Below are 19,984 nucleotides of genomic sequence, written 5' to 3'. Positions count from 1 at the left end.
CAAATTGAGGGCTTGTTTAAGACTGCAAAACATCGTTTTGGACTCCACCGTTTTGGTCAGGGTACTTTACTTGGAATGTATCGCTGGCTCATTCTTTCTTTTACTGCTTATTTTATTGCCCATTGGACTTATTTATCGACTCAGCTACCATTACGACCTGATTGGGGTGAAGCTGCACAAACTGCCTTAGAATCTATCTTCCCAAAAAATGTAGTGTCTCTTCTTTTACTTGATATTGAACGGTTAATTTCTCTTGTACGTAGTTGTGGTTTTGACATCCACATTTCCAGGTGCAAGATCTAAGCGCCCAACGGGCGCGATTACACGCCCGCAACTAATAAAAGAAACACAATAAATCAAATTTTATGGTCAATAACTTATACACTAAAAAAGTACCATGACAGTAAAAACCGTTATTACATTGGTGCAGTATTCGTCCGAATCTAAGCGTGGTTCTGGGTGATATTGGCAACAGTATTGGTGAAGTAGCATCGCTACTATCCCGTTTAGGAGATTAAATTTACTTGCCCACCCAGGCATGGTACACCCAATCAAATAAGCAATGCAATTTCTTTGTTTACTCTCATGAGCAAGCGTAAAAAGCCAAGAAGCCAAGATTTAGATCGAAATCTACGCCAAATCAATCTTAATGCTGCAGGGATTGATATTGGTGCAGATAGACATTGGGTAAGTGTTCCTCTGGGAAGAGATGACGAGAATGTACGGAGCTTTGCTTGTTTTACATCTGACCTTTATACAATGGCAGATTGGTTAAAGAAATGTGGTATTGAAACCGTAGCAATGGAGTCAACAGGTGTTTATTGGATACCTGTATTTCAAATATTAGAAAGTCGTGGTTTTGAAGTTAAGCTGGTCAACGCTCACTACGTCAAAACTGTACCTGGTCGTAAAACAGATGTATTAGATTGTCAATGGCTACAACAACTACATACATATGGTTTATTGTCTGGTTCATTTCGACCGGAAGACCAAATTTGTGCATTACGCAGTTATATACGTCAAAGGGATAATCTGATCAAAAGTGCTTGTGTTCACGTACAAAGAATGCAAAAAGCCTTGACGCAAATGAATATACAATTGCATCGGGTAATTAGCGATATTACAGGCACTACCGGATTAAGTATTATTCGAGGGATTGTATCTGGAGAACGTAATCCAATCAAGTTAGCTGCTCTTAAGGATGGGCGTATTAAAGCAAGTAAAGAGAAGATTGCTGCATCTTTAACTGGAGATTATCGCCCAGAATTAGTTTTCATTCTCCAACAAGAACTAAAGTTTTACGAATTTTACCAGTCCCAGATTGCAGACTGTGATAACCAAGTAGAGCAATGTTTGGCTTCATTTACAGATAAGGTTGATATCACAAAAAAACCTTTGAATAAACCAAAACGTCGTGGGAAAAAACAGCCGGGAAATGCACCACAATTTGATTTACGTACACATTTGTATCGTATTAGTGGTGTTGATTTTACTCAAGTTGATGGTTTTGGTGCTTTGACTGTACTAATATTACTCTCCGAGCTTGGATTAGATCCCTCTCGCTTCCCAACTGTTAAGCATTTTACTTCTTGGTTGGGTTTATGTCCTAGTAGTCGTGTTACTGGTGGTAAAGTTAAGAGTTCTAAAACTCGTCCTGTAGCTAATCGTGCTGCAAATGCTTTCCGTATGGCAGCCCAAACTCTGTCCCGTAGCCACTCTGCCTTAGGTGCTTACTATCGTCGTATGCAAACACGTTTAGGTGCACCAAAAGCAATCACTGCTGCTGCACACAAATTAGCACGTATTTTTTATCACCTTTGGACATCTGGAGGTGCTTACACTGATCCTGGTATTAATGCTTATGAGCAACAGTATCATGACCGGATGCTCAAAAACCTCAAGAAAAAAGCTCAAGCTTTTGGCTTGGAACTCATTCCTATTTCCAATACCAGCGAATCTGTTGATTCAAAAACTCAAACCCTTGCTGGTTAAGGATTTTAGAATGTGTTTCTTAGGAGTATATCAAAACCTACACAGGAATTAACTATATTCCTTTAACAAACGGGCATAGTTTCTGTGGCTTAGTGGGTAATAACGGAATTGGAAAAAGTTCAGTGTTGGAATCACTTGACTGTTTATTAAATAGTAAAAGCTGGAATTATAATGTAGCTGTGAGAAAAAGCGGCATACCAACAACAAAACCACATATAGTTCCTGTATATTTATTACAATTAGATAAAATATCAAATACTAAAAATGCAGAGATTTTAAAAAAAATCAGTGATTACACATGGCATGTTGAAGAATCAGATATAAATCCACAAAATCGAGTACATTTTAAAACATTTCAAAAACAAAGGTATTCATTGAGAGAAAGATATCCTAACACAGATAATTTGATATTAATTCCACTCGGTTTATCTTATGACAAAGTACCAAATTTCAGTATATTTAATACAAGGAAACTTGTCGAAGCAATAAGCAATGACACTGAGGAAACTAACAATCAAATTCAAGATGAAGAATTAAAGTCTTTTACTTCACTTCACGAGGACTTAAAAGAATTATTTGAATACATCTATATCCCAAAAGATATTGATCCTGATACTTTCACTCAGCTTGAGACCAAAGAGATTCAATTATTAATGGGTGAATCTTTAAATCAAATAGTAGAAAAATGTGTGCCTCAAGAAAAAATACAAGAAATTAATCAAAATCTAAATAATTTTATTAAATCATTATCAAATATTTTAGGTGAGTATTCATTTAGAACTTCTGGGACAAGGCAAGTAAGTCTAAAAAAAAATGATGTTTATAAATTGATTATTGAAGCATACTTTAAAATCAGAAAACTTCATAAAGAACAAGGAGAACACTGGCTGGAATTAAATGTTTTAAGCTCAGGTGAAAAACAAAAAGCAATAATTGAACTTGCCTTTCAATTCCTGAAAAACTATAGGTCAAATACTGATAATCTGATTATTGCGATAGATGAGCCAGAATCATCATTACATATGTCAGCTTGTTATGACCAATTTAATAAATTATTTGAGATAAGTGCGCTTTGCTCTCAACTATTATTTACAACACACTGGTACGGTTTTATACCCATGCTTGAAGATGGCTATGTAAGTGTGATTTCAAAAATAGATAAATCTAAACAACATAGATTTGATTTAATAAGTATCAGTAGATATAGAGAATCAATTAAGCAAACTGTTTGTGAATCAAAAGGCCAATTACCTTATGATATTAGATTAAAAAGTTTAAATGATTTTGTACAGTCAATAATTACAAGCATTCTTTCTGACGAGCCATACAATTGGTTGATTTGCGAAGGGTCTTCAGAAAAAATATATTTTGAAGCGTATTTTGCAGATATTAAAAAGGAAAAAAAATTGCGAATTATTCCCGTAGGTGGTGCTAGTGAAATTAAAAAGATTTATAACCATCTTCAAGTTGCTTATGAAGATTTCAAAAAAGAAATAAAAGGTAAAGTTATATTAGTTTCCGATACAGATTCGGAACTTGTTCGATACTCAACTAGAGATGAATTAAAAAAATTAATTTGCTATCGTATAGTTAATGATGAGTCAAAAAGAAAAACAGTTCTTGTCAAAATTGAATCTAATCCAGTGTCTCCAAAAACAGAAATTGAAGATGCACTAAATGGAAAGATATTTTTTGAAACTTTAAAAGAGTTCGAGAAGACTCATACAGAATTATCAAATTTAATAAAAGAAATAAATCAACCTACAGCAGAATCAACATATTTTTCATTGGACCTATCACCAAGTAAGCAGAAATTATTAGAAACTTTTTTCGACACAAATAATAATAAATTTGAATTTGCCAAAAAGTATTCAGAAAAAATTACTAGTGACTACATAGTGCCAGAATGGATTGAATACATAAAAAATTTATACTGATAAACCCAGCTAAAGCATTTTTCTGTATACGATATTATCCAAATATCACCCATAACAAAGTTCGTCACTTGCTTGATTTGCTGGCAATTTACCGCGATACTTCTACAGGGAATGGCTGGTGTGATCGCTTTTGGAGGGGATTTTGTGCGATCGCGGTACAGATAATCTTCGGCATTCACAATAACTACCAATGTTCCAAAGTCAGTCCATCCACATAATCAAAATCAGTATCATCAGTCACCAAAGCCCAACTACGTTCTAAGCACTGAATTCGCTTGCGAGCGCCTTTGGTAATGTCCCACCCCAAGATGTTCGTTCCTATACTTTTTATGACAACCGACTAAAGAATACAGATGGAGAAACATTGAAAAATTCAGACAGCTTTTCAATATGTTCTACTGTAAATTTACGTTGTCCGTTCAGAATCGCGGATACAATCGACTCGACTCAGTTTTGAAAACAGGAATTAGGTCTTTTTGTCTGAGCCCAAACTCATTAATTAACACCTTAAGCAACTCAACACCACTTAAGTCTGGAATTGATACATGCTTCTCTTCATATTCATGGATCAGAATACCCAGTACATTTATGTAGTCTTGTTTTTCTGGTGTCATCTCACCAAAATCAAACAAAGCATCAATAACTTCCTGAACTGAAAGCAAATCCGCCTCTGATTTAATTGGGCGAGGTGGAAACTTTTGCAGAAGCTCAATGTAACTATTAGATTCTGTTATAAACATATGTGTTTTAATGCCTGTTGACGGTGGCTATCCGTTAGTAAACTACTCGTACCAATCATCTTTATTCCAATCATCCTTGTCATACTCTACATGGGTAAGAAAATGACGCTTTGTCCACCACGCCAACAACACAGCCCGACATTGCAAACAGGTCAGTGAATTAAGCAATAATGCTATACCATCATCATTAATCGAATACATTGCTCCGACAAAATTTGATGGGATCTGTACAGTGGGTTTTAATTCAACAACAAAGCCAAATAGTCTCTGATTAGAGAAAGAGCTATTGATAGCCCAACCTTGGGTATTTAAAGATATCAGTTGGGAAATTGTGTCTGCTGTAATTCCCAATTCTCGTTGAAGAATTTTCGGCACCACTGTAACAGCTTCCTCTCCTTGTGGAACCCTTCCACCAGGAAAATCAAGAGTTTTGTCTCCTAGTCCCGGACGATAGGTTGGTGGCGGTAAAATTAACTGTTGATTTTGAATTGGTAAAATAATTACCGAATCTGCTTTTTCTACCCGCCAATATTCCAGGATTTGTCCTGTTTCATCCTGCAGATGTTCGCCAATTACTGTCACCCATTGGGAATGTATTTCTAAGAATTTATCCTGAATTTGCCAACCTGTATTCATAAAAAACGGCGAAAGGATTAGAGAATGACCAAGAACGGGATAGAACCACCTCTATTCTTGCAGACATAGGGATTTCTATTTGCAACGGTAATATTATCGCAGCTTATATTTTAGCTGTCGTTAGTTGTGCGATCGCAATCGTCTTCTCCTTGAAAATCTCTTTCACAATCTCCAAATCTGCCAAATCGCCCAAAATGACGACCTCTACGTCTTCTGTGACCACGTTCAAAACCTTCTTCTGGTGATAAACATTCATCCATCCTGACAGAAGAAACGGAATCTGTTTGGTCTGTTGACAAGAGTTGTCGAATCTCACTTATCAACTGTTGTACTTTTTGCCATTCCCCAGACTCAAGAGGTTCAGCATCACATTTAGCTTGCCATGTACTCAAAATTGCATTCAATTCTGAATATGTTCCTTGAGAAATATATTCACCTCGATCTAACTGTTTGCTAATCTCCAACAATTCCTCTCTGAGGGCGATGGGAACCCGAATGGTTTTGGTTGCACCATGTCTCCAGCCAGCTTTTCTTCCGGCATTTCTGCGGTATCCACCTCTACCCATATTCATTTTTATTACCTCATTTATTACTTACACTTTAATTATAGAAGTAATTTTTGATTTTGTGTCATTTTCTATAAGACTATTCATGTAAAGTTTATAGAATTTGTGATTAAATCAAATGCATGTATTACACATCCGAGGTCATCAAGATATTGCTCCCTAGAGTTTGCTTGGATCGCGATAATTGGTCGGTCTTGATATTCTGGTTTGACACTTACTTGTAATGCAACCGATATAGCGCTACGCACAAATAAATAGCTGCGCTAACTGCGTAATCATAATGAATAGTTTTTCCTGGGATATTTTTTCCTGAGATATACAGAGTTTGTGCGTGAGGGTCGAAGTTTGTAACTTTGCCTTCTACCCAATCAATACCTCGTCTCCAAAGCAGATGCTCTATATCTATTTGAATATTTTCTAATGGTGTTAAGTCAAAGGTTACCCAAGGTAGAGAGGGAATAAAGGTAAATTTTGGATTATCGGAAATCAGTGTGATGCGATGAGATTTCGGTAATAAACGTCTCAGTTCGTAAGCTGTTGGTAGACCCCCTATTCCTGCACCTATGATGACAACATGAACCATGTTGATGACTCCAATTGCTATTAGGTCTAGCGCAGGATTGGTTCAAAAGTGCCACCCTAAAACCGCTTTGGATACTCCCACGCCTTATTCGTTTATCGCTTTGATGATACTCCGAGCAGCTATGTTTTTATTAACTAATTAGTAATACGATGATATCACTTTCTAGGTATGCAATAAAAAAGACTCAAAATACCCTTCTAAACCTATTTCTACTTGAGAGCTTTGAGCAAACATATTTGGCTGAATAAAACATACTATAGATAGAATCAGCTAGAAACAAACTTTGCGATAGAAAATCCATTAACCCTACTCATCAAATTACTATATAGTAATATAGTATAGGCAAGGCATTTATAAAAGCAAACTATAAACTAAGTATCTCAACACCTATACCGAAGCTAGGAGGTGTAAATTAATGTCAGAGAGTCTCCCTTTAGAAAATCCCTCAATGTCGAGGCGACAATTACTAAATTTTCTCACAGGTGCAGTTGTCGCCACTACAGCAAGTACCTTAGTGTATCCTGCAGCTCAATTTTTTGTTGCTCCCACAGAAGTCGGTGAAGATGGTTCTATACTCGCCAAAGATATTAATGGAGATTTGATTCCTGCTAGTCAAATTTTAGCTGAACCCCCTGGGACTCGAGCCTTAGTTGCAGGTTTAGCAGCAGAACCAACTTACCTGACTGTACAGTCAGATGCGACTTTGCATCCTTGGGGAATCGTCGATAACTGCACCCATTTGGGTTGTACTTTTCCCTGGAATCCCAATGACAACCAATTTCAATGTCCCTGTCATGGTTCTCGATATGATTCTGATGGGAGAGTAGTGCGCGGTCCTGCACCTCTTCCCCTTAAGCTCGTTGGCGTTAACCTTGAAGGGGAATATATTCGAATTTCTCCTTGGATAGAAACAGACCCCCGCACGGGGAAAAAACCCTGGTGGGTTTAGAAAACAGAATCGAAAAAAATTGGGGATTAGGCTCTGGATTTGAAGTAGAGCAATACGAGCATTTTTAAATCTGTGAGTATCGAGATTATATGTTTTTAAACTCAGAAGAGCGCAAAATAAGTACAGACTAAATTAACTATCGACTGAGAAAGATAATCTCGATACTCATCTAAGAAATTAATCGAAGATTTTTAAATAATTACTTCATAAAAAAAGTAACTTATATGGCGTCTACATCTTCTGTTAAACCATTTGTGATTGATATTTCTCCTTCTGAATTTGTCAAATTACCCGAACCTCCTTTACTTATAGATGTACGTAGTAAATTTGAGTATGATATATTTCATGCTGTAGGAGCAGTCAACCTAAGTTTGCCACGTCTTATTATAGGTTCCATACCGATTTTACGTAGCTGGGTTTATCCTCAATGGTTTAGGAATTTATCCAAAAATGAACCTGTTGTTGTGATTTGTTTAACCTCGCATCGCAGCCCAATTGCTGCAAGATATCTGGTCAAAGTAGGTTTCATTCAAGTCTTTAATATTACTGGTGGAATGATGGAGTGGCGACGCTTGGGTCTACCACATTCTTGATATACAAGGGGTGAGTAATAATTATATACTGACCCCTTAGAATTGAAGATTAATGAAACCTAGAAATATTCAGAATTAAACAAAGCTACAATTCGCCAACCCTAAATAACGAATACCCTCTGGACTAACTGCAAATCTACAAGGTAAGATTTCCACACCTATAGATAAAGCTTCGCGCAGCAATTTACCATACACAGGGTCAGTTTCATCACCAGGTGCAAAATCCATACAATCACCCCTGTTGATAAAGTAAAGCATAACTGAGCGATAATCTGGTAATAAAGCCATTAATTCTCTGAGATGTTTTTGTCCTCGTGTTGTTTCTGTATCTGGGAATAAAGCTAACTTACCCTTAACAAATGTTGTATTTTTAACTTCCAGATATATAGAACGTTCCATTTCTGTCCCCGACAACAAAAAATCAACGCGGCTTTTTTTCTCTTGTCCGTAGGGTACTTCCGACTGAACTTTCAAATAATCCCCTAGTTCTGGAAATAAATGTTTTTCTAAAGCTAACTTGACTACTCGATTGGGTAAAGCTGTATTTACACCCACCCAAGTAGGTCCATTATCATGAACTTCGATTAATTCTAAAGTGTAGCCGAGTTTGCGTTTGGGGTTATTACTCTTGGACAACATGACAGCGCTACCAGGAGTTGAAACCCCTGTCATTGGTCCTGTGTTGGGACAATGGGCTGTTACTATTTCTCCGCTATCAAGTTTAGCGTCAACAAAAAACCTTTTGTAGCGCTTAATTAAAGTACCCGAGTAAAGCTCTGGGTAGCGATAAAGCCAATCAGTTGCGGCTTCTACAGAATTAACTTGTCCTTTCAAGGGATTGCAAAATTAATAATCTATGAACAAATCAGCATACAACTGTTACTGACCTAAATCAATATACCTCAGGACTTACGCAACGTTAGCATCGCGTGTCCGCAGGACATAGATTTGTCATTGCGACCGGAACGCAGTGCAGGGTTAGCGTAGCGTCTCCGTTTAGGAGATAGCAATCTCACCGATTTTGGCGTTAGCGCCTAGCGATAGCGTACCGTAGGTATTGCGTGTCCGCAGGACATATACGTCGCTGTCGCTAGCCCGCAGCGTAGCTGTTAGCAAAGCGTGACGTTAGTCATACGTAATTACGTTTATTTTGCGTAAGTCCTGTACCTGTAATGGTAAACGCTATATTCATCATTTCATTTTTTACCCATTCATAAAATCATAAGTATTAATTGTGTTTTATTCTCTTTTTAGCACTTTGCCGTACGTAAACTTGATTAGGGATGAGAATTTAATAACCTGTAATTCTGAAATTTGGAATGGTGCGTTACGCAATGCTAACAGCACCCTACTTTTGTACTTTATTTAATCCACATTCATTAGCGATCGCCCTTCGGAGAAAAACTTTTTGGTTTACTGAATGTAGTGACGATTCCTTTACTTGTTTTCAAATTCTAATTTCCCCTTCTAACCGCTAGATGTACTCCAGATTAAGGACTGTAGGTAAAACTGAAGTGCAACCCATTATCCTGAAGACTATCACTTGGTGTTTCTATATCCACAAAGGGAATGCCGTAATCAACACGGATATTCAAATTTTGACTTGGTTGCCATAGTAATCCTAGTCCTGCACTAGCTAAGAAAGAATCGTCTATATCGCCTCTCTTATTCCAAACTTGCCCCAAATCAACAAAGGGAGTAAGTTGCAATGTGGGAACTTTTTTCTTATTACGCAATATGGGAATGCGACCTTCCACTGATAGGCGATATCCATTGTCTCCAGAGCGAGCATTCTGACGGTAACCCCGTAGGGATTGACCGCCGCCAATAAAAAACTCGTAGAATGATGGTACGTCATCCGGTGTCAGTTGCAAATCGGCTTGTACAATCAATAAGTTGTCATTACCCAACTGTTGCACCCTTTGCACCTGACCAAACCAACTGACAAAGCGTCCATCTTGACTATCATCAGAACTGACCGTGGCATCAAAAATATCTAAACCAAAGCTAAATTGGGACTGCGCTGCCCAAACTCCTTTATTATCGCGACGAAGATAGTCTTGTCCAAACTTGAGAACTCGGGTACGGCTGGAAGGAAAACTGTTAGTATCACCATTAAATCTAAAAGATCCACTATTACCCTGAAAAGCAAGTGCTGTAGACAAAGCAAACTCTTCTTTGAGCGATCGCACTAAGGGTTGACGGTAACTGATTTCATAAAAATCTGAACTACCTTTTACATCAGAAAAAGGCTCTCCTATGGGAGGATTAATTAATTTGTTATTATTAGGAGCGGCACGAAATTGCACAGTGCCATTCATAGGGTTAACTGGTACGCGATAAGTAACATCATATACATTTGATGCTGCTCTGTCAAAGTCGTCAAAGTTCACCCCGAAGTTATAAGATGCTGTAATTTCATCCCCAATTCCAGTTAAATTAAGGTAGCGCAAATAGATCCCTGCCCTTTCCGGTGCAATTGCAGGTGGAGTATAGTTATCTACACTCAAAGCAGTTTGAAAGGGGTTTGCTTCCTTCACCCTGACGGTAAGAATACTTTTACCAACTTTAGAACCAGCACTTAAACTAGCTTCTACATTGTCAAACAGAGGATTTATCCGCAGCAATCTCAGTTGTTCTTCTAGCTCGTTACTGTTTAGGGGTTTATCTGCTCCCAGACGTACGCGACTTCTGACATAGCTACGATTAACCCTTTTAGTTCCCTCAACCTTGATTCTTTCTAAACTACCCTCTATCACCCGAATTTGCACAACTCCGTCAGCAATAGTCTGATTGGCTACGACAGCCTTGGAGGTAATATAGCCTTTTTTCAAGTACAGTTGAGTAATGTTATCTGCTACTTGTCTTAGTTCATCTAGGGTAACAGACATTCCTTCTAAGGGTTTTACAATGGGATCGATTTCCTTTGCTCCAAAGATAGTACTACCAACTACTTTTATTTTGGTGATAGAAATACGCACATCTGACTGTGATGGTTGTTTGTTCGGAGTTGGAGGAGGAAGAATCGGGTCTTTTTCTTCTGGTAGGGGTTGTGGAGTTGGGAGAGGTTGTGGTAAGCGATCGCGGTTAGGATCTGGTCTAGGATTAATGATTGGTGCAGGGGAATTTTGAGCTACTTTATTCGCCATGTCTGCCACTGGCGTTATATTTGACGTAGTATTTGAAGGGTCGGAAACTGCGTAACTTGGTAATAACCAAGTTAGTAAAATGGCACTGGGAATTGTCAAGCAGCACCAAGGCAATAAATATCTTAAATTCAAGGGTATAGAGCTTCTTCTCATATCAACAATTTTTATTTGATTTGTTGTATTAATTTTGTTAGCACAGCGTGGTGTATGACTAACGTCACGCTACCGCTAAGAGCCATTAAGTTGTAGAGACCTACCTGCCAATAGCGCTATCGCCCAGAGCCTGTGGCGTCGGGGTAAAGTCTCTGGCTCCGCTTAGGATACATCTCCACTTTTGATGTCCGCATTTAGTGCAAGTTTTAAATTATCCACGCAAATTAGGCTGTAGAAAACATATTTATGGTATGCTTATATACATATATATAACGCTTGAAGTTGGCTTATTAGTGTCTTATTTGAAATTAATTCCTTGTCTTTTCTGTTCAAACAAAGATCGTACAACAGAGTTTGTACTTAGTGATAATATTACATAAAAATTAATTTATTTGAGTATAAATATTGAATAGTGTGAATTTTGCGTAAATTTTGGATACGAAGAAGAGTTTAGAGCTTTCAATTCTGGTATATGTGGGATTACGTAAAATATAAGTTTACTGACTAATAATTCTTGTTTTCTGCCAAGACTAGATATTTTTACTAAAACTAAATAAATATAAATAAGCTATAAATAAGTAGAGTTAAAAGTGAATAAATTTAGTATTTTATTAATGACCCTCCCCTTGGTGGGGGTAATTGGTATAGGAAAAGTACAAGCACAAATTACATCAGCAGACACTGTAACAAAAGTTGAAGACATTTCCAACGGTAATGGGACTACATCCACAATAACCGGTGGAAATACTTCTAGTGATGGTGATGGCACAAATCAGTTTCACAGTTTGACTCAATTCAATCTGGGTACAGATGATGTTGCGAACTTTCAGGCTGCAAATGGAAATATCACAAATATTCTGACTCGCGTTACTGGTGGAGATATCTCTAAAATTAACGGCACGATTCAGGTTACAGGTGGTAATAATCCAAACTTGTTTTTAATGAATCCAGCTGGGTTTATTTTTGGTAAAGATGCAAAAACCTTTAATTTACCCGGTTCTTTGACTGTAACAACAGCCAACGGTATTGGCTTTGGTTCCGGTTCTAATACTAATTTCTTCAGTGCAACTGGTAGCAATGACTATTCTAAGTTGACAGAGAATCCTACTGCTTTTGCTTTTACGATGGATAACCCAGGGGCAATTGTCAATTCTGGTGACTTGAGTGTTAAGGAAGGACAGAACTTGACTTTAGTGGGTGGTACGGTAGTAAATACTGGGACACTTACTGCTGAAAAAGGTCAGATTACTATAGCTGCGGTTCCTGGTAAGAGTACAGTACGGATTAGTCAACAAGGAAATCTGCTGTCTCTTGATATCGCATCGACGACTGAAACAACGGGAAATCCGAATCCATTACCCAGCAGATTTAAGATTGAATCATTACCGAATCTATTAGCCGGTGGCAATATCAGCAATGTAACAGGAATTACCGTTAATGAGGATAATACAGTTACTCTCACGGGTTCTGGTATCAATATAAAAGATGGAGATGTTGTTAGCTATAATTCTGACGGGAGCAAGAATTCTATTCTTCCAGATGATAGATTGGAAACTTCTAAATCTCCAAATGTATCTATAATTTCCAAGAATGGCAATATTAAAACAGATAGGATTATAAGTCGTGAGAAGGTATTTTTATCTGCTGAAAAAGGGAATATAGAAGTCGATACTATTTTCGCAGGAATTCTTGATGGTGAGGCTGATCTGGACGAGTTTCGTGCTGGTGATATTAATATCAAAGCCGGTGGATTTTTTAGAGCAATTGGAAGGGAAGAGGTAAGTGAAGATATTCGAGATTCTGACAATACTGATACTCCCAAAATTTTCGCTAGTATAACAGTTGCTAATCCGATATCGAACCCACCAGGTGAGGGCAAAGATCCTGAAATTGATAAGACAACATTGCCGTTTATTAGGATTAAAACTAAAAATGATGTAATTACTCAAAATGAACCGGGTGATGGAATAGGTGAGGTAAAGATTGAGGTTGGAAGTGAATTTTTTGTAGTAGGAGATAGTACAAAAGAGCCAGTTTCATTTAAAGATAATGAGAGTGGAACCATTGGAGTTATTGCTGCACGAACCAATGGAAATCAAAGTGGGGTGAAATCTATTGATGGTAGAACATTTGGTAATCCAGATCCACCACCAAGAATAATAAACCCACCATCATCAGAAAAACCCGGTGACTCAAACACTGGTGGTACAAATACTGGTGGTACAAATATTGGTAACTCAAACACTGGTGGTACAAATACTGGCGACTCGAATACTGGAAACTCGAATACTTCTGACTCGAACACTGGAAACTCAAATACTGGCGACTCGAATACTAGAAACTCAAATACTGCTGACTCCAATACTGGCGACTCAGATACCGGTAACCAAGAACAACAACAACAAGATCGAGACCAAGACCGAGATCGAGACCAAAATCAAGAACAAGAAGAAATCACAGTTTTTGGTGTATTGTCACTAGATGAATCCCTGGTTGCTCTGCTCAAAGACAAGGGTCATGCGACAGAGTTGACACTTAGCAATGATGGTAATGGGGAATTAACAGGCTCAGATTTTAATCTTTTTAATACTGATGATGAGGAGGAGTTGAAAACCTTTAATTTCGATAGAGATTTATTGTACAAAAATTACGTTTTTTCTCGGAAATAACTATCTTGAGAATGGTCTCGTCTCATGAAATGTCTCTACGCCGAAAACACCATATCAGAAGGGTTTTTGAGATTGAGATTGCTGCCCGAGTGTCACAATGACGGTCATTTAAACAGACATGATATAAACCGCTATTTTGTTTGAGTAGATTTTTCTAGCTCCTTTTGTAACTATGTCCACAGCAAAGTCAAAAGCAAATTGTCAATTGCAAATAAAACTGATTTGTGTCTTTGTCAGTTTTATCATTCCTGTGTGTGGGAGCGTTCCATTTATTGCTTCACAGGTAGTTGCTCAATCCCAAACTACTGCTAAGACGAAGGGGGATGAATATTTACACAAAGGACTGAAATACTACCAGCAAAGTCAATTTACACTGGCTATTCAATCTTGGCAAGACGCACTGAAATTTTATCGACAGTCGAAAAACCGACAAAGAGAGGGAGAAACGTTAGGTAATTTGGGACTTGCTCATAGGGAGATAGGAAAGTATAGTAAGGCGATTGATTATCAGCAGCAAGCTTTGAAAATTTTTCAAGAGCTTAATAACCGTCAAGCACAGGGACAATTGTTAGGCAATCTGGGTAATCTTTATTCAGTCATAGGGGATTATAAAAAAGCTGAAGAATATCAGCAGCAGAGTTTAACTATTGCACGGGAAATTAAAGACCAGGTAGGAGAAGGTTTTTCATTAGGTGCTTTAGGAATGATTTACGCTGACAAGGGTAATTATTCTAAAGCGGTTGAGTTATATTTGCAAAGTTTAGCGATCGCTGAAGAAACAAAGGACTCGCAAAGAAAAGCGGGTATTCTGCATAATTTGGGTTCTGCTTACCAATCTCAAGGAAAAGACAATCAAGCACTAGAAGCTTTCCAGAAAAGTTTAAACCTAGCGCGGGAACTTAACGATCGCAATATCGAGCAGAAAGCTTTGAATAGTTTGGGATTAATATACGCAAACTTCAAAGACTATAACAAAGCAATTACATCCCAGCAGCAGAGTTTAAAAATAGCCCAAGAAATAGGCGATCGCCTTTCAGAAGCATTGGTTCTCAACAATTTTGGACATACTTTATTTACATCTGGAAAACTGGTGGAAGCGGAAAAGAAACTCCGTCTTTCTGTAAATATTTTAGATTCCCTTAGAGAAAATTTGGGCGATCGCAATAAGGTATCAATTTTTGATACCCAACTTAATACATATAATTTACTACAGCAAATTTTAGTCGCTCAGAATAAACCCGGAGCAGCATTAGAAGCATCAGAACTAGGACGGGCTAGGGTTTTCGCAGAGTTGATGGAAAGAAATTTAAAATCGAAGTCTAACTCTAATTCTAAATCTAAAGTGATCGCGCCTTTAACAATTACTCAAATTAAGCAAATCGCTAAACAGCAAAAAGCCACTCTGGTTGAATATTCCATTGTTCCGGATGACTTCTTACACCAAGGTAAGCTAAAAGCCCCAGAATTAGAACTTTTCATCTGGGTAGTTAAACCTACGGGTGAAGTAATTTTGCGAAGAGTTAATCTCAAATCCCTACGTCAGCAAAATACCTCCCTCACAAAAATAGTAACTAAAACTCGCAATGCTCTCGACCCGGCGGAAAATTCGGAGTTTATCAACAAGAAAGTAGTTTCTCAAGGTCTAAAGCAATTACACGAACTGTTGATTGCACCCATTGCCGAGGATTTACCGAAAGACCCCGAAGAACGTGTTATTTTTATACCCCATGAAACACTATTCTTTGTACCATTTACAGCCTTAGAAGATAAAAATGGTAAATACCTAATTGAAAAACACACAATTGTATCTGCTCCAGCAATTCAAATCCTGGGACTGACTCACCAGCAAAGAAAACGCAGCCAAGGACTAGCAAAAGATATCTTAGTTGTAGGTAATCCTACCATGCCCACCTTGAAGGTTGGAGACCCACCCTATCAACTATATCAACTAGATGGTACAGAAATAGAAGCCAAGGAAGTTGCTAATCTTTTACAAACTAAAGCGATTATTGGCAAAGATGCTACTAAACTAGATATTGTCAAAAAGATGCCGAAAGCCAAAATAATTCATATAGCAACCCACGGTCTACTTGATGACATAAAGCAGTTAGGCGTACCCGGTGCGATCGCTCTAGCCCCATCTGGAAATGACAATGGTTTTCTTACTTCTCCCGAAATCATAGATTTGCAACTCAACGCCGAACTAGTAGTACTGAGTGCTTGTCAAACAGGTAGGGGTGACATTACGGGAGATGGTGTGATAGGTTTATCCCGGTCTTTACTTACTTCTGGGGCTGCTAGTACGATAGTTTCCCTATGGGATGCACCAGACGACACCACAAAAGCACTAATGATATCCTTCTACAAGAATCTGAAAGCAGATGGTGATAAAGCGCGAGCATTACGCCAAGCAATGCTCAGTAATATGAAAAAGCCTCTAAACCCCACTCATTGGGCTGCTTTCACGTTAATGGGAGAATCGGAATAATGATCGAAATAATATTAGTGAATTATTAGTGAATTATTATTAACAGGACTCACGATTAATTAATTTTATATTTATATAATAATCCCGACTAGATGTTAAATAAGATACTAGCAAGTCGTTACAAAATAATCAAATTCCTTGGCGCTGGGGGATTTGGACAGACTTATATAGCTGAAGATACTCATCGACCGGGTAATCCCATCTGTGTGGTTAAGCACTTAAAACCAATTAATTCTCAAACTTACTATTTAGAAACTTCTAAGCGTTTCTTTCAGAAAGAGGCAGAAGCTTTAGAAAAACTGGGTAATTATCCTCAAATACCGAGACTTTTAGCATATTTTGAAGAAGAAAATGAATTTTATTTAATCCAAGAATTTATTGACGGTAACCTACTCAATTCAGAATTTAAACCTGGTTGTTGCTGGAGCGAAAACCAGGTAATGCAAATGTTGCAAGAGATATTAGAAATTCTCCACTTTGTACATAGCAATGGAGTAATACACCGCGACTTAAAACCAGGAAACATTATTCGCCGTCAAGAAGATAATAAGCTAGTTCTAATTGATTTCGGCATAATTAAGGAAATCAGTATGCAGTTGACCGCTGCCAAAACTCAGATGGCTACATCTGTAATAATAGGTACTGCAGGGTATATGCCGCCAGAACAAGCAAGGGGAAAACCCCGTTTTAGCAGCGATATTTATGCTTTAGGAGTTATAGCCATCCAAGCAATTACAGGATTTCAAGAATTAAAAGAGGACGCTAACGGTGAAATAGAGTGGCAAAGCCATACTCAAGTCAATCCTCAATTAGCCGTTATCCTTAGTAATATGGTACGCTATCAATTCCAAGACCGTTATAAGTCTGCACAAGAAGTACTAGATGTAATCAAATCTCTCACAAATCCCACCGTAGCTTCTCCTAGATACCCAGTCAGTCAACCAAATACTATTTCCAGTTCTTCTGCTTCTGCGAGCAAATCGATCGCAGCCCCTCATAATACTGCTTCTTCTGACACACCATTGTCAAATGCAATATCTTCATCCAGGGAAAACCAAAATTCTGGTAATACAGTAAGTAATTCTGCACCAATTAATTCTGCATCAATCAATTCTGCATCACCTACAGCATCAAATTTTGATGCACCTCACTCTGTTCCACAAAGCTCTCCAAAAAACCCTCTCAAAGTCCTTGTTTTTCCTGTAGCAGTTATTACGCTATTGATTGTTGCTGCAGGAGGGATAATTACTATTTTTGGTCTAAATTGGGGTAAAAATCAAAACTTTTTGGCAAATGTAGAAGAAATAAAATCTTTTAAGAAGCAAAAGGAGTATAGCAAATGTATAGATAAAGGAGATAAAGTTAGTCTTCTTAGTCAAGATTCATTACCCTATAGTCAGGCTAAAACAGAATTGATTAATATTGTTAATGAGTGCCGTATTCTTCAAGCTAAATTATTAGCAGAGCGAGGAGATTTTGCCAAAGCAATTACTGAAGCTAATAAAGTTCCAAAAAATCAAGCTTTTTCTGAAAATTCTCAACAGTCAATTAACGTTTGGTCAAAAAAAATCATCGATAAAGCCACAGAAAATTATGAAAACTCAGGAGACGTGGATAATGCAATCACAACCCTGAAAGTCATTCCATCAACAAGTTCCCATTATAAAAATGTCCAGGAACTAACACAACAATGGCAAAAGCAGAATAATACCAACAAAGAGTATTTAAGCCTAGCACAGCGTGCATTAACACAAAATAGATATAACGACGCGATCGCTGCTGCAAATAAAATTTCTAACACTCCATATTGGGACATCAAAAAAAAAGGAATTATTCAGAAAGTAACATCCCTTAGAAAAAATTCTACGACAGACCCTAAAACAATTGATAACTGTCAAGGTAGTCAATCTATATTTGCTCAAGGTTCCAATTGTAATAATTAAATATAGCAAATCTAAACCTAGTAAATCTAAACCTAGCAAATAATAACTCAAAAAATTGCTTGTACTTTAGCTAATTAAAACATTATGAAAAACAAATTATTTCCTACACTATCAATTGCATTAATCACAGCATTTTCTATACTTAGTACCGCTCCTGCAAGGTCTTATAGCAAGGTGAAGTATATCTGCGAAACTAGCGGAAGTTTCCCCATAACCTATGTAATCACTTCCAAAGAAAAAATTGAGTTTATTACTTGGAAATCTCAAGCTTTTAGAAATTCAGGTTATCCAGCAGAAAAACGCTGTCAATTGATAACAGAAAGATTTCAAAAACATTCTGATGCAGGAAACCTGAGATATATTACAACTGGTAAAATAAATCATCAGAAAGTAATATGTGTTGCCAGAAGTAAAAATAGTAGCTGCATCTCAGGTGGTTTATTACTAACTTTAGAATCCAAAGATAACCCCAAAAAAGTCCTGACGGAATTATTCAATGTATCAACTCGGAAACAAAAAATGAGCATCACAAGAGGTAAACCAATTTATATTGATGTAGATGCATACTTAAGTAACGTCTATGATATTAGACAAAGCCAACCTATAAAAGCCGAGCCGACATACACTAAACCTTCACAAAACCAACCCGTACAGAAAGAAACAACCAATTCTGATGATAATTGTAGCGGTTCGTTTTTCTGTAACTAATAATCCTTGATAAATCTGAAGAAACACTTTGTGTAAGACAGGACTTACGCAAAATAAACGTCATTACGTCATTACGTTAGCGCTTAGCGGAAGCGTGTCCGCAGGATATAACTATTAAACCCCCTCCCAACAAATAAAACTAGCACATTTTTTGGCTTGAGCTAAAACCTTTGTTATGTAAGGGTTTGAAAATGTGCTAGTTAAGAGAGGATAGCATTTTTAACTACCTTGATCTTGATATTCTCAAGGATACCTTCAATTTGTCACCAATAACCTACGCACTTGAGTGACTTTCAACTCTTGAATCATAGTTCATCAGTTCGCGCTGAAAGGGCTGGGTATAGTAGCCCAAAAGCCTAATCTACCCGTAACAGAATTAATGTTTTGGTTTTGATTAACTATGACATTTACCGTTCCCATCATGTTCGTGTTTGCGGGGACAATTTTGTAAATCTTGGTTCATTAATTTTTCAGTAGTGTCCTTCAAGGAATCATTTGCAGCTTTTAAACCGATCCAAGCATCAATGCGTTCCACGTCGAAACCGACTTCTCGATGTTCTCCCACTTGAATTAAGGGACGACGAATTAATAGTGGATCTTCTACCATCAATCCTAAAGCTGTTTGTGCGTCTAATTCTTCAGGAAGTATCTCCCCAGATCTGACCCTTGGTGCAGCTTTATTAAACCATTCAACTACAGGGCGATCGCCAAAAAATGACTGCAAACTTTCAGCAGTCCAAGAATTAGTTAGTAAATTGTGAGCTTCCAATTCGTGACCTGCTGCTGCAAGCAAAGTTTTTTGTTTTGTATTATTTTTACAACCCGGCTTTTCATAAAAAATAACTTTTGCCATTCTACTATCTCCTAATTAATTATTA

The 19,984-nt window shown here is 37.6% G+C and carries 18 protein-coding genes; 9 read left to right on the top strand and 9 right to left on the bottom strand.

Annotated elements, in window-relative coordinates:
* The first annotated feature begins 12 nt into the window (after positions 1 to 12).
* The 3 genes from BC008_RS50205 (at position 13) to BC008_RS00210 (ending at position 3,929) form a co-directional block, all read left to right on the top strand.
* Complete coding sequence (locus tag BC008_RS50205; protein WP_235595759.1) at positions 13 to 303, top strand: hypothetical protein; 291 nt, start codon at positions 13 to 15, stop codon at positions 301 to 303.
* Positions 304 to 585: 282 nt separating this feature from the next.
* Positions 586 to 1,992 (top strand): IS110 family RNA-guided transposase, encoded by a 1,407-nt coding sequence (locus BC008_RS00215; RefSeq protein WP_027845741.1) that lies wholly within the window; start codon positions 586 to 588, stop codon positions 1,990 to 1,992.
* A gap of 29 nt (positions 1,993 to 2,021) precedes the next feature.
* The gene (locus BC008_RS00210; RefSeq protein ID WP_027845742.1) at positions 2,022 to 3,929 is read left to right on the top strand and encodes an AAA family ATPase; all 1,908 of its coding nucleotides are present in this window, start codon (positions 2,022 to 2,024) and stop codon (positions 3,927 to 3,929) included.
* A gap of 184 nt (positions 3,930 to 4,113) precedes the next feature.
* On the opposite strand, the gene BC008_RS52005 is transcribed toward BC008_RS00210, so the two are convergent.
* The 6 genes from BC008_RS52005 to BC008_RS00190 all read right to left on the bottom strand — a co-directional run bounded on the left by BC008_RS52005 (position 4,114) and on the right by BC008_RS00190 (position 6,454).
* Positions 4,114 to 4,236, bottom strand: coding sequence for a PIN domain-containing protein (locus tag BC008_RS52005; RefSeq protein ID WP_268768183.1), 123 nt, complete (start codon positions 4,234 to 4,236; stop codon positions 4,114 to 4,116).
* 20 nt (positions 4,237 to 4,256) lie between these two features.
* The gene (locus BC008_RS51070) at positions 4,257 to 4,352 is read right to left on the bottom strand and encodes a hypothetical protein (protein WP_235595768.1); all 96 of its coding nucleotides are present in this window, start codon (positions 4,350 to 4,352) and stop codon (positions 4,257 to 4,259) included.
* The gene (locus tag BC008_RS00205) at positions 4,349 to 4,669 is read right to left on the bottom strand and encodes a helix-turn-helix domain-containing protein (RefSeq protein WP_235595758.1); all 321 of its coding nucleotides are present in this window, start codon (positions 4,667 to 4,669) and stop codon (positions 4,349 to 4,351) included. Before BC008_RS00205 ends, BC008_RS51070 begins: the two co-directional genes overlap by 4 nt.
* A gap of 42 nt (positions 4,670 to 4,711) precedes the next feature.
* The gene (locus BC008_RS00200) at positions 4,712 to 5,305 is read right to left on the bottom strand and encodes an NUDIX hydrolase (RefSeq protein WP_058182919.1); all 594 of its coding nucleotides are present in this window, start codon (positions 5,303 to 5,305) and stop codon (positions 4,712 to 4,714) included.
* Between the two features lie 110 nt (positions 5,306 to 5,415).
* Positions 5,416 to 5,877 (bottom strand): hypothetical protein, encoded by a 462-nt coding sequence (locus BC008_RS00195; protein ID WP_058182918.1) that lies wholly within the window; start codon positions 5,875 to 5,877, stop codon positions 5,416 to 5,418.
* A 208-nt stretch (positions 5,878 to 6,085) separates the two neighbouring features.
* Positions 6,086 to 6,454, bottom strand: a complete 369-nt coding sequence (locus tag BC008_RS00190) for an FAD-dependent oxidoreductase (RefSeq protein WP_058182917.1) — start codon at positions 6,452 to 6,454, stop codon at positions 6,086 to 6,088.
* A 415-nt stretch (positions 6,455 to 6,869) separates the two neighbouring features.
* On the opposite strand from BC008_RS00190, the gene petC reads away from it, so the two are divergent.
* Both petC and BC008_RS00180 read left to right on the top strand, forming a co-directional pair.
* Positions 6,870 to 7,403: a cytochrome b6-f complex iron-sulfur subunit gene (gene petC, locus BC008_RS00185; protein ID WP_027845743.1), complete on the top strand. Its 534-nt coding sequence runs from the start codon at positions 6,870 to 6,872 to the stop codon at positions 7,401 to 7,403.
* A gap of 224 nt (positions 7,404 to 7,627) precedes the next feature.
* On the top strand, positions 7,628 to 7,996 hold the full coding sequence (locus BC008_RS00180) for a rhodanese-like domain-containing protein (protein WP_058182916.1): 369 nt from the start codon (positions 7,628 to 7,630) through the stop codon (positions 7,994 to 7,996).
* Between the two features lie 75 nt (positions 7,997 to 8,071).
* Here the strand turns inward: BC008_RS00180 and sfsA are convergent, their stop codons facing one another.
* Both sfsA and BC008_RS00170 read right to left on the bottom strand, forming a co-directional pair.
* A complete protein-coding gene (gene sfsA / locus BC008_RS00175; protein ID WP_027845744.1) occupies positions 8,072 to 8,830 on the bottom strand; it encodes a DNA/RNA nuclease SfsA in 759 nt (252 codons plus the stop codon).
* Between the two features lie 656 nt (positions 8,831 to 9,486).
* Complete coding sequence (locus BC008_RS00170; RefSeq protein ID WP_082650445.1) at positions 9,487 to 11,298, bottom strand: ShlB/FhaC/HecB family hemolysin secretion/activation protein; 1,812 nt, start codon at positions 11,296 to 11,298, stop codon at positions 9,487 to 9,489.
* Positions 11,299 to 11,888: 590 nt separating this feature from the next.
* On the opposite strand from BC008_RS00170, the gene BC008_RS00165 reads away from it, so the two are divergent.
* The 4 genes from BC008_RS00165 to BC008_RS00150 all read left to right on the top strand — a co-directional run bounded on the left by BC008_RS00165 (position 11,889) and on the right by BC008_RS00150 (position 19,106).
* A complete protein-coding gene (locus BC008_RS00165) occupies positions 11,889 to 13,967 on the top strand; it encodes a two-partner secretion domain-containing protein (RefSeq protein ID WP_153009493.1) in 2,079 nt (692 codons plus the stop codon).
* Between the two features lie 172 nt (positions 13,968 to 14,139).
* A complete protein-coding gene (locus BC008_RS00160) occupies positions 14,140 to 16,455 on the top strand; it encodes a CHAT domain-containing protein (protein WP_027843868.1) in 2,316 nt (771 codons plus the stop codon).
* Between the two features lie 92 nt (positions 16,456 to 16,547).
* Entirely contained in the window at positions 16,548 to 18,398 is a 1,851-nt protein-coding gene (locus tag BC008_RS00155; protein WP_058182914.1) for a serine/threonine-protein kinase, read from the top strand.
* An 84-nt stretch (positions 18,399 to 18,482) separates the two neighbouring features.
* Complete coding sequence (locus tag BC008_RS00150) at positions 18,483 to 19,106, top strand: COP23 domain-containing protein (protein ID WP_058182913.1); 624 nt, start codon at positions 18,483 to 18,485, stop codon at positions 19,104 to 19,106.
* Between the two features lie 394 nt (positions 19,107 to 19,500).
* On the opposite strand, the gene BC008_RS00145 is transcribed toward BC008_RS00150, so the two are convergent.
* A complete protein-coding gene (locus tag BC008_RS00145; protein ID WP_027843867.1) occupies positions 19,501 to 19,959 on the bottom strand; it encodes an ArsC/Spx/MgsR family protein in 459 nt (152 codons plus the stop codon).
* Between the last annotated feature and the right edge of the window lie 25 nt (positions 19,960 to 19,984).

It is taken from the genome of Mastigocoleus testarum BC008 (genome assembly GCF_001456025.1).
Taxonomy (GTDB): Bacteria; Cyanobacteriota; Cyanobacteriia; order Cyanobacteriales; family Nostocaceae; genus Mastigocoleus; species Mastigocoleus testarum.
This window is presented reverse-complemented; position numbering and strand designations above follow the sequence as displayed.

Excerpts from the sequence above, each read along its gene's own strand:
- BC008_RS00215 (WP_027845741.1), top strand. The coding sequence starts at position 586 with ATGAGCAAGCGTAAAAAGCCAAGAAGCCAAGATTTAGATCGAAATCTA.
- BC008_RS00205 (WP_235595758.1), bottom strand. The coding sequence starts at position 4,669 with ATGTTTATAACAGAATCTAATAGTTACATTGAGCTTCTGCAAAAGTTT.
- BC008_RS00200 (WP_058182919.1), bottom strand. The coding sequence starts at position 5,305 with ATGAATACAGGTTGGCAAATTCAGGATAAATTCTTAGAAATACATTCC.
- BC008_RS00195 (WP_058182918.1), bottom strand. The coding sequence starts at position 5,877 with ATGAATATGGGTAGAGGTGGATACCGCAGAAATGCCGGAAGAAAAGCT.
- BC008_RS00190 (WP_058182917.1), bottom strand. The coding sequence starts at position 6,454 with ATGGTTCATGTTGTCATCATAGGTGCAGGAATAGGGGGTCTACCAACA.
- petC (WP_027845743.1), top strand. The coding sequence starts at position 6,870 with ATGTCAGAGAGTCTCCCTTTAGAAAATCCCTCAATGTCGAGGCGACAA.
- BC008_RS00180 (WP_058182916.1), top strand. The coding sequence starts at position 7,628 with ATGGCGTCTACATCTTCTGTTAAACCATTTGTGATTGATATTTCTCCT.
- BC008_RS00170 (WP_082650445.1), bottom strand. The coding sequence starts at position 11,298 with ATGAGAAGAAGCTCTATACCCTTGAATTTAAGATATTTATTGCCTTGG.
- BC008_RS00160 (WP_027843868.1), top strand. The coding sequence starts at position 14,140 with ATGTCCACAGCAAAGTCAAAAGCAAATTGTCAATTGCAAATAAAACTG.
- BC008_RS00155 (WP_058182914.1), top strand. The coding sequence starts at position 16,548 with ATGTTAAATAAGATACTAGCAAGTCGTTACAAAATAATCAAATTCCTT.
- BC008_RS00150 (WP_058182913.1), top strand. The coding sequence starts at position 18,483 with ATGAAAAACAAATTATTTCCTACACTATCAATTGCATTAATCACAGCA.
- BC008_RS00145 (WP_027843867.1), bottom strand. The coding sequence starts at position 19,959 with ATGGCAAAAGTTATTTTTTATGAAAAGCCGGGTTGTAAAAATAATACA.